The 7,474-nt window shown below is 36.7% G+C and carries 9 protein-coding genes and 1 rRNA gene; 6 read left to right on the top strand and 4 right to left on the bottom strand.

The annotated features are described in order from the left end of the window. Window position 1: 1 nt before the first annotated feature. Together rrf and H4J76_RS18440 are read left to right on the top strand one after the other, a co-directional pair. Window positions 2-116: ribosomal RNA gene (gene rrf, locus H4J76_RS18445) — 5S ribosomal RNA — on the top strand. A 423-nt stretch (window positions 117-539) separates the two neighbouring features. Further along, entirely contained in the window at window positions 540-1,655 is a 1,116-nt protein-coding gene (locus H4J76_RS18440; RefSeq protein ID WP_182231066.1) for an MltA domain-containing protein, read from the top strand. 8 nt (window positions 1,656-1,663) lie between these two features. Here the strand turns inward: H4J76_RS18440 and H4J76_RS18435 are convergent, their stop codons facing one another. Beyond that, window positions 1,664-1,855 carry a hypothetical protein gene (locus H4J76_RS18435; RefSeq protein ID WP_182222958.1) on the bottom strand — a complete coding sequence of 64 codons (192 nt, stop codon included), beginning with the start codon at window positions 1,853-1,855 and terminating at the stop codon, window positions 1,664-1,666. 178 nt (window positions 1,856-2,033) lie between these two features. Here H4J76_RS18435 and H4J76_RS18430 point away from each other — a divergent pair, with 178 nt between their 5' ends. From H4J76_RS18430 to H4J76_RS18420, 3 genes are all read left to right on the top strand, one after another. Next, window positions 2,034-3,194 carry a porin gene (locus H4J76_RS18430; protein ID WP_182222960.1) on the top strand — a complete coding sequence of 387 codons (1,161 nt, stop codon included), beginning with the start codon at window positions 2,034-2,036 and terminating at the stop codon, window positions 3,192-3,194. A gap of 116 nt (window positions 3,195-3,310) precedes the next feature. After that, window positions 3,311-3,823: an FMN-binding protein gene (locus H4J76_RS18425; protein ID WP_182222957.1), complete on the top strand. Its 513-nt coding sequence runs from the start codon at window positions 3,311-3,313 to the stop codon at window positions 3,821-3,823. A 45-nt stretch (window positions 3,824-3,868) separates the two neighbouring features. Then, the gene (locus tag H4J76_RS18420; protein WP_182217938.1) at window positions 3,869-4,633 is read left to right on the top strand and encodes a PepSY-associated TM helix domain-containing protein; all 765 of its coding nucleotides are present in this window, start codon (window positions 3,869-3,871) and stop codon (window positions 4,631-4,633) included. 104 nt (window positions 4,634-4,737) lie between these two features. Here H4J76_RS18420 and H4J76_RS18415 read toward each other — a convergent pair whose 3' ends face one another. Next, window positions 4,738-5,229 carry a TlpA disulfide reductase family protein gene (locus H4J76_RS18415; protein ID WP_182217939.1) on the bottom strand — a complete coding sequence of 164 codons (492 nt, stop codon included), beginning with the start codon at window positions 5,227-5,229 and terminating at the stop codon, window positions 4,738-4,740. Window positions 5,230-5,369: 140 nt separating this feature from the next. Between H4J76_RS18415 and H4J76_RS18410 the strand changes: the two genes are divergently transcribed. Continuing rightward, the gene (locus H4J76_RS18410) at window positions 5,370-5,858 is read left to right on the top strand and encodes a hypothetical protein (protein ID WP_182217940.1); all 489 of its coding nucleotides are present in this window, start codon (window positions 5,370-5,372) and stop codon (window positions 5,856-5,858) included. Window positions 5,859-5,908: 50 nt separating this feature from the next. On the opposite strand, the gene H4J76_RS18405 is transcribed toward H4J76_RS18410, so the two are convergent. Both H4J76_RS18405 and H4J76_RS18400 read right to left on the bottom strand, forming a co-directional pair. Continuing rightward, the gene (locus tag H4J76_RS18405; RefSeq protein ID WP_182217941.1) at window positions 5,909-6,808 is read right to left on the bottom strand and encodes a fused MFS/spermidine synthase; all 900 of its coding nucleotides are present in this window, start codon (window positions 6,806-6,808) and stop codon (window positions 5,909-5,911) included. Further along, window positions 6,801-7,457, bottom strand: a complete 657-nt coding sequence (locus H4J76_RS18400; RefSeq protein ID WP_182217942.1) for a fused MFS/spermidine synthase — start codon at window positions 7,455-7,457, stop codon at window positions 6,801-6,803. Before H4J76_RS18400 ends, H4J76_RS18405 begins: the two co-directional genes overlap by 8 nt. Between the last annotated feature and the right edge of the window lie 17 nt (window positions 7,458-7,474).

Genomic DNA, 7,474 nt, shown 5'->3' with positions numbered 1-7,474 from the left:
GTCTAGCGACAATAGCACTGTGGCACCACCTGATCCCATTCCGAACTCAGAAGTGAAACGCAGTAGCGCCGATGGTAGTGTGGGAGTTCCCATGTGAGAGTAGGACATTGCTAGGCTCCTAATTAGAAAAACCCGATTCGAAAGAGTCGGGTTTTTTGCTTTCTGACGTTTAAAAATACACCATTTATAACTAATTAAGTAGTGGCGCCAACGGTAGTGTGACTTATGTTCGACATGCCCATGTGAGAATAGGACATTGCTAAGCTCCTATTTAGGTCGCTCTTTGCCATCCTTGGCAACGCGACATTAGTATATCCCTACACGTCAGAAACCCGATCCGAAAGAGTCGGGTTTTTTGCTTTCTGGCGTTTAAAAAAGACAAAATCCATAGCTAGCATGCACTGATAACAAGGGTAGTGCGTCTTATATTAGACATGCCATGTCAGAATAGGATATTTTGCTGTTTGTTCTATGATAAACCTATATCTTTTATTAGCTTAATAGTTACAATATTGAAAAAGTTTTAATAGGTCTGATTAATGCGCTACTTAATATATTTATTTTCCTCTGTATTCCTGTTTATATTTCAAGTGAATGCTTATGAATTCGTCCTTGAAAAATCACCAAGTATTAATAAACTTGTAGATTTTAAAGCAAGTGACTTATGTCAAGTTACTGAAAATACAATGGATTATATAAAAAAGGTTCCTAGCGATAAGTTTGCAGTACACCCAGGGACAATATTTAACAATAAAATTAGTATGCAAGATATTGAACAAACATTGGCGTTTATCTGTACAACTTATCGTGAGGACGTTCGAGCAAAACGACAGAGTCGCCTACACGATATAGCCTTTGTAAAAGAGAATTTTAATTTTTTTCGTTGGCTCCCTGATACACAGACAGCACAACTAATTGCAGATAAAAGTACCAATGAAGTTAAAAGTCGATTACTAAATAGTATTCCCAAAGATAAAATTTTTCTTACTAAATATTATACGAAACTATTAGATGCCAGTACCGTTAAAACCACTAAATATAATCAAGCTTTGTATGCCTTACCGACTGATGAGGAAGGCCTTTCATTAGAGCAAGCTGAAAACCAGAAACCGCAATTGATAAGGTATAGGTATACCCGACAAGATATTATGGCAGGAGCCTTATCAACAAATACAGCGGTTAAACCTCTAATTTGGTTATCTGAAGAAGCATTACATGATGTTTTGTTACAAGGCACTGGCGTGGTAAACGTCGATGGAAAAGTACGTTACTTTAATGTTCACCGTAATAACGGCATAGCTTATGATTATGCATTAGGAAAACGAGAGCAAGCAAGATATTGGTATTTTATTGAGGTCCCTAGCATTATGGGCTATGGCCAAAAACAAGAGGATAAGATAGCGTTAAAATCTCAAGTAACGTTTGCTGGCAATGTAAAGCAGCTAGGGTTAGGTAAACTCTTTATGGTTAGCTATGACCGTAATAATGAAAATATATCACGGATCGGTGTCCTAGCTGATCAAGGTGGAGCCTTCGATGATAATTTATTCCAGTTAGATATGTTAGTAGATAGCTATAAAGGTTGGAGTGATTATCACCAAGCTAATAAGCATTTACCCGACTACGCTCAGGCTTGGTTAATGTTACTAAAGTAAATAAAGGCTTATACGACAGAAAAAATTGCATCAGCGAGTCTTTTATCTAAAATGCTTGCTGTTATATCTTCAGGTTTAGCTTTTACATTAGGGGTAGGCTGGCTGTCTAAAGGGAGATGAATATTTACTTTCTTTCTTTTAAGCTTATATTGATTTTTAAGTAAACTGCACGGCGAAAACATAAAGTGTATTACAAACATAGCACATTTCGATGTTACCAATTATAGGATCTCTGAAGTATCTAGTTTAAATCTTGATCTATATCAAACACAAACGAAAGACTTAATGATAATCGTTTGCATTACGTTTTATTCATGTGTATTATCACTTCAATTATAAAAAACTCTCTCTACAAACTTTAACGGACATGAACCCATGATGAAGAAAACCTTAATTGCTTCTGCACTTGTTGGCTTATTTGCTAGCACGGCTGTTATTGCAAATGACGATACAGAGGAATTACGTAAAGTTATTGCCCAGCAACAAGAAGTATTAAAGAGCTTAGAACAACGTTTAGATCAAACAGAGCAGCGCTTAGAAGCAACTGCTGACCAAGTTGAGTCAAGTACAACTGCTAGCCCATTTGCCAAAACAACCATTGGTGGCTACGGCGAATTACATTATAACAACTATAAAGATACTGACGCGAAAGTTGATTTTCATCGTTTCGTACTATTCTTTGGTCATGAGTTCACCAATAAAATTCGCTTTTTCTCTGAATTCGAATTAGAACATAGTATTGCTGGTGAAGGGCAAGATGGCGAAGTTGAGCTAGAACAAGCTTACGTAGAGTACGATTATAGCGACACTATCACTACCAAAACAGGTTTGTTTTTGGTTCCTGTTGGCATCATAAACGAAACTCACGAGCCACCAACATTTTATGGTGTTGAACGTAACGGTGTTGAAAAAAATATTATTCCAGCTACGTGGTGGGAAGCCGGTGTTGCAGCTAACTTTAAGTTGGCGCCAGGTATAGCTGTTGATACCGCTATAACTAGTGGCTTAAACGTTGGAGATGATTACAAAATTAGAGGCGGACGTCAAAAAGTTTCTAACGCTTCGGCTGAAAACTTAGCCTACACTGGGCGTATAAAATATACAGCTATTCCAGGCTTAGAGTTAGCCGCAACGGTTCAGTTTCAAACAGATTTGGCTCAAAGTGCTGCTGGTGTTGATAAAGCTGCTGCAACATTAATTCAAGCCCATGCTATTTACCAAGTTAATAACTTCACCGTTCGTGCACTATATGCCGCTTGGAATATTTACGGTAAAGAAGCAAAAGCATTAGGTCGAGATGAGCAAACAGGTTGGTACGTTGAACCTTCATATATGTTTAATGAAAAAATGGGTGCTTTTGCCCGCTATGCTGAATATAACAATGAAGCAGGAGCTAGTTCTTCTGATGCTGTTGAATCAACCAGTGTAGGTATCAATTATTACTTACATGAAAACGTTGTACTAAAAGCTGATTTTGAAGAATTAAGCGGTTCAAAAGACTCGCAAGGCTTTAACTTAGGTTTTGGCTACCAGTTTTAATTTGATTTACTTATCGCAAACTTGCGTTAGGTTATAATTCACATGGAAGTGAATGAGCATTATTTGCTCATTCACTTTTGTGTTTTAACAAATCTATTTATCATCAAGGGTGACATGTGGTTAAAATTATATTCACTTTCTTAGTTATACTTAGTTTGCAAACACCGGCGTTTGCGAATGGTATTTATCAAACATCTAAGCAGTTTATTAGCAGTTCTTTTAATGGTGAATCGCCAAAATCTAAAGCGCTATGGTTGTCAAATGACGACAAAGTGGCAATTAGTGATATTATGAGCCATGAATATAACCGTTTACGCGTAAGGTACTGGCAGCAAGAAAATGCAACTGTTTGGGTGCTTGAAGAAATAGGTAAAGAACAACCTATTACAATTGGTGTTCATATTAAAGACGAGCAGGTAGTTGACCTTAAAGTCCTTGTTTATCGAGAGTCCCGTGGTGATGAAGTTCGACATGACTTTTTCACAAATCAGTTTAAGTCAGCCTCACTGACTAAAGAAAACATGCTTAATCAACATATTGATGGTATAACAGGCGCAACCATGTCGGTACGCGCACTAACTAAAGTTGCACGTTTGGCATTGTGGTTAAATAAAAAGGTAAAAGTTTAATTTTTACCGGTAATAAATTTATTTAGATAGGTCTAACGTATCCCAATGATAAATAAAAAATCAGCATACTTAATCCGTAATCGTTTTGTTCGTCATCTGCGAAAATGGCATCGGCAACTGGGTATATTTGCTGCATTATTCCTGATTTTTCTTTCTATTTCGGGTGTCGCTTTAAACCACACCTCATTTTTTTCTTTGTCAGATAAATCAATCACTAGCTCAATACTACTTAATCATTATGGAATTAAGCCCCCTAGTGATATTCGTTTTTATCAACAAAAAGAATGGTTAGTCACTGACCAGCTTATCTGGTTAAACGATCAAGTGGTTTTTCAAAGTGATACGCCTGTTATCGGTATTAGCCGTTTTCAATCTTATCTATTGTTGGTTACCACAAAGCAACTTGTTATTTTTACTGACGAAGGGCTTATTATTGATAAGATCGACAATTCCAGTGATTTACCTACGCCTATTTCAGCATTTAGCATTATTGGTGATCAGCTTGTTTTAAATACACCAGAGGGTTATTTTCAAGGAGATAGTGATTTCTTTGAGTGGCAAAAGATCACTACGCTGGTTGAGCCGTCTTGGGTGGAAAGTGCTTCTGTGACCGAAAATGAGTTGGTTGTGGCGAACAAAAAATTCCAATCGCAGTTTTTAAACTGGGAAAGAGTGATTCTTGATGCTCACTCTGGCCGATTATTTGGTAACTTAGGTGTTTGGTTTATGGACATTGTTGCTTTGATGCTTATCTTACTATCAGTGAGTGGTATTTATATTTGGCTAAAGTTTACTTATAAAAAACGTTAATATTACCCTTAGCAAGTGTTCAACCCCAGACCTTTAACGCTAATTAAGGTCTGGTCTATTTATAAATAGCTGAGCCTACTTAGCTATTGTTGAGTAAGTATTCTTTACTCTGTCGACTGAAGTAAAGCTTCTAACTCTTGTTGATACTTTTCTTTTTTACTTTCTGAAAAGCCAACATGAGTACTAACCACCTCTCCTGAACGGTCAATGATGTAGCTGCTTGGCATGCCTTTTAATTTGAATTTACGGGCAACATTGCCTTTAGGGTCATAAAAAACGGTGAAATCAGCCGGAACTTCTGCCAAAAATTCATCTGCTAATGCTTTATTGTTATCAACGTTAACACTGATAATAGTTAAGCCTTGCTGTTTATATTGCGCTTGTATTTCGTTCATCCACGGGAAGGACTTTCGACAAGGACCACACCAAGATGCCCAAAAATCTAAATAGATCACTTGTCCTTTGTGATCAGCAATTAATTTATCAAAATTTTGTAATACGTTTTCCTGTGCTATTGGCTGGGCAAAACTTACCGTTGTAAAACAAAAACTGGTCAGGACAGAGAATAACAATGGAATTAATTTTCTAGTGTTCATAGTATTTTACTTTGCAGAGTTTTTCTTATTAGAACACGGATATTTAACGAGGTGAAGTGTGATAGTTATAAAACGATAATTGTATTTTTAATGATGAGTAAGGTAAATTGCACGCAATACTTTATCTTTTAGACAGACTTATGAAATTACTTTTACAGATCAGCTCCTTGTTCATTGCTTTAATTTTACCATTGAGCATAGCGAATGCTTCAGCAGATAAAACACCCGAGCAACTTGAGCATGACAAATGGCTAAAGTTACGTTTTAGCGCTCAACATGAACGCTTGATACCGGTAGTTGCCGTTGCAGATATGTTTTTTGCTTGTGACCAAGCTAAAAATAGCGGTAATGCTAATTATCAAGTAAAGGAGCTTGTTGAAGATATGGACCGTAATTTACTGGCTGAAAAATTAACGGCTTGTTTAGCGGGAGCAACAACACAGTCTGATACTGCTTTGAATTATGGTTTGCATGGCTGTTTTTCTGAGCAATTATCAAGTTTACCACCGCAGCAGAAGTTAGAAAGAATGGCGGTGGTAACGGCAAGTATTTCAACGTTAAGCCGAGAAGAAAGGCAAAAAAGCTTTACTCGTTGTGTTACCGATCAAAGTATTAGCTATTTAAAGTAATTGCAGAGCAATCAGTTAAAGCTAAAAGCACAAAGTTAAGTGCCTGCTACTTAATTCAATAAGTTAGCCGGTGAAAACTGGTCAGTTAATAACTTAGTCTTTTCTGGCCAGTCTTGCTCGACACTAATTGGTGTCATTTGTTGGCTTATCTTTAATAAATCAATATTGAAAGGTGTTAAACGTGTTTGTAATTTTTTTGCTCGCTGATTAATTAATTCAACACTGGGCAGTTGTCCTTTGGCGGCTAAGATAATGCGATTACTATTTTTATAGTTTCGTACATTATAAAAATCGCCAAATACTGCTTTATAGGTAGCTGATTCATGTGCATATAAATCACTGACTGAAAAAGTATTAGCGCTTAATACACCTTCGGGGCTAAGTAAATCTTTAGCTTCTTGTAAAAACTCTTGCGTTAATAAGTGCTCAGGAATGTAATCACCGTTAAACGCATCAAGAATTATCCAATCGTATTGTTGTTTTCTGATCAACGCGCGTTTAATAAAAATTCTGCCATCTTGTATTACCGATGAAACAGCTTGGTTTTCGAGAAAACCAAAATATTGCCGAGCAACTTTTACAACCGCAGGGTCTATTTCAACATTGGTGATTTTACTCGTTGGGTAGAGTTCTTGAAGGACGTTTGACATAGTTCCGCCACCTAAACCAACAATAAGAATACTTTTAGGCTGCTCAATTAATAGCAAAGCGGAAAAGAGTAGTTTTGTATAATTAAAGACTAAACGTTGAGGGGCAGTTTTATAAAAGCAGCTTTGATTCGTTTTAGTTGTTTTCACATTGAATTTCAAACAACGTAAATCACCTTGATCATCAACCAATATATTTCGATATAATGAACGTTCTTGGTGAACGACTTCCGCGCTTGTACTATTAACAAATAGGCAACTCAGGATAAAAATAGTTAACATCGAATAATTAAGCTTACTCATTTATAACACCTACTGTATTAAAGCTAACAGATTTCACCGATTTATTTAAGACAATAGCAATAAGTCCCAATAACGCTAATATCGAACTAAACACCATAATAATACTGTTCACTTCAAAAAATAACACCAGATAAAATGAAGTAAGAATAGTACCTAATGCACTACCTAGTGTGGAAACAAAATATAGTTTTCCAGCGATTTGACCGCTCTTATCTCGGTCAGTTACTAATAAGCGGACCGAGTAAGGGGAGATCATCCCTAAAATAATCGTAGGTATAAAGAAGAGCGCTGTACAGGCGAGTAAAGAGCCATAGCGAGAATCTTCAACATTTAAAAAGATGACTTCCATTATTGTTGTTGACCATAAGGCAACGGGCAAAATGGTAATGCCTGCTAATACAAAGATAAAACCATATTTTTTCAAAGAAGCATTTTTTGTCGACAGCTTACCACCAGCCAAATAGCCAAACGATAAACTCAGCATAAACACGGTAATTATACTGCCCCAAATATGCACACTACTGCCAAAAAAAGGAGCAAGTATTCTGCCACCTAATAGTTCAATGCCCATTATGCAAAAACCGCTACAAAAAGCGAGTAGGTAAATGAATGGGTTTTGCCATGATGGCTGGGGTTTGGTATCCGTCATTTAGGGTATCAGTAATA

The sequence above is a fragment of the Colwellia sp. BRX9-1 genome (genome assembly GCF_014077195.1).
In the GTDB taxonomy this organism is placed as follows: Bacteria; Pseudomonadota; Gammaproteobacteria; order Enterobacterales; family Alteromonadaceae; genus Colwellia_A.
This window is presented reverse-complemented; position numbering and strand designations above follow the sequence as displayed.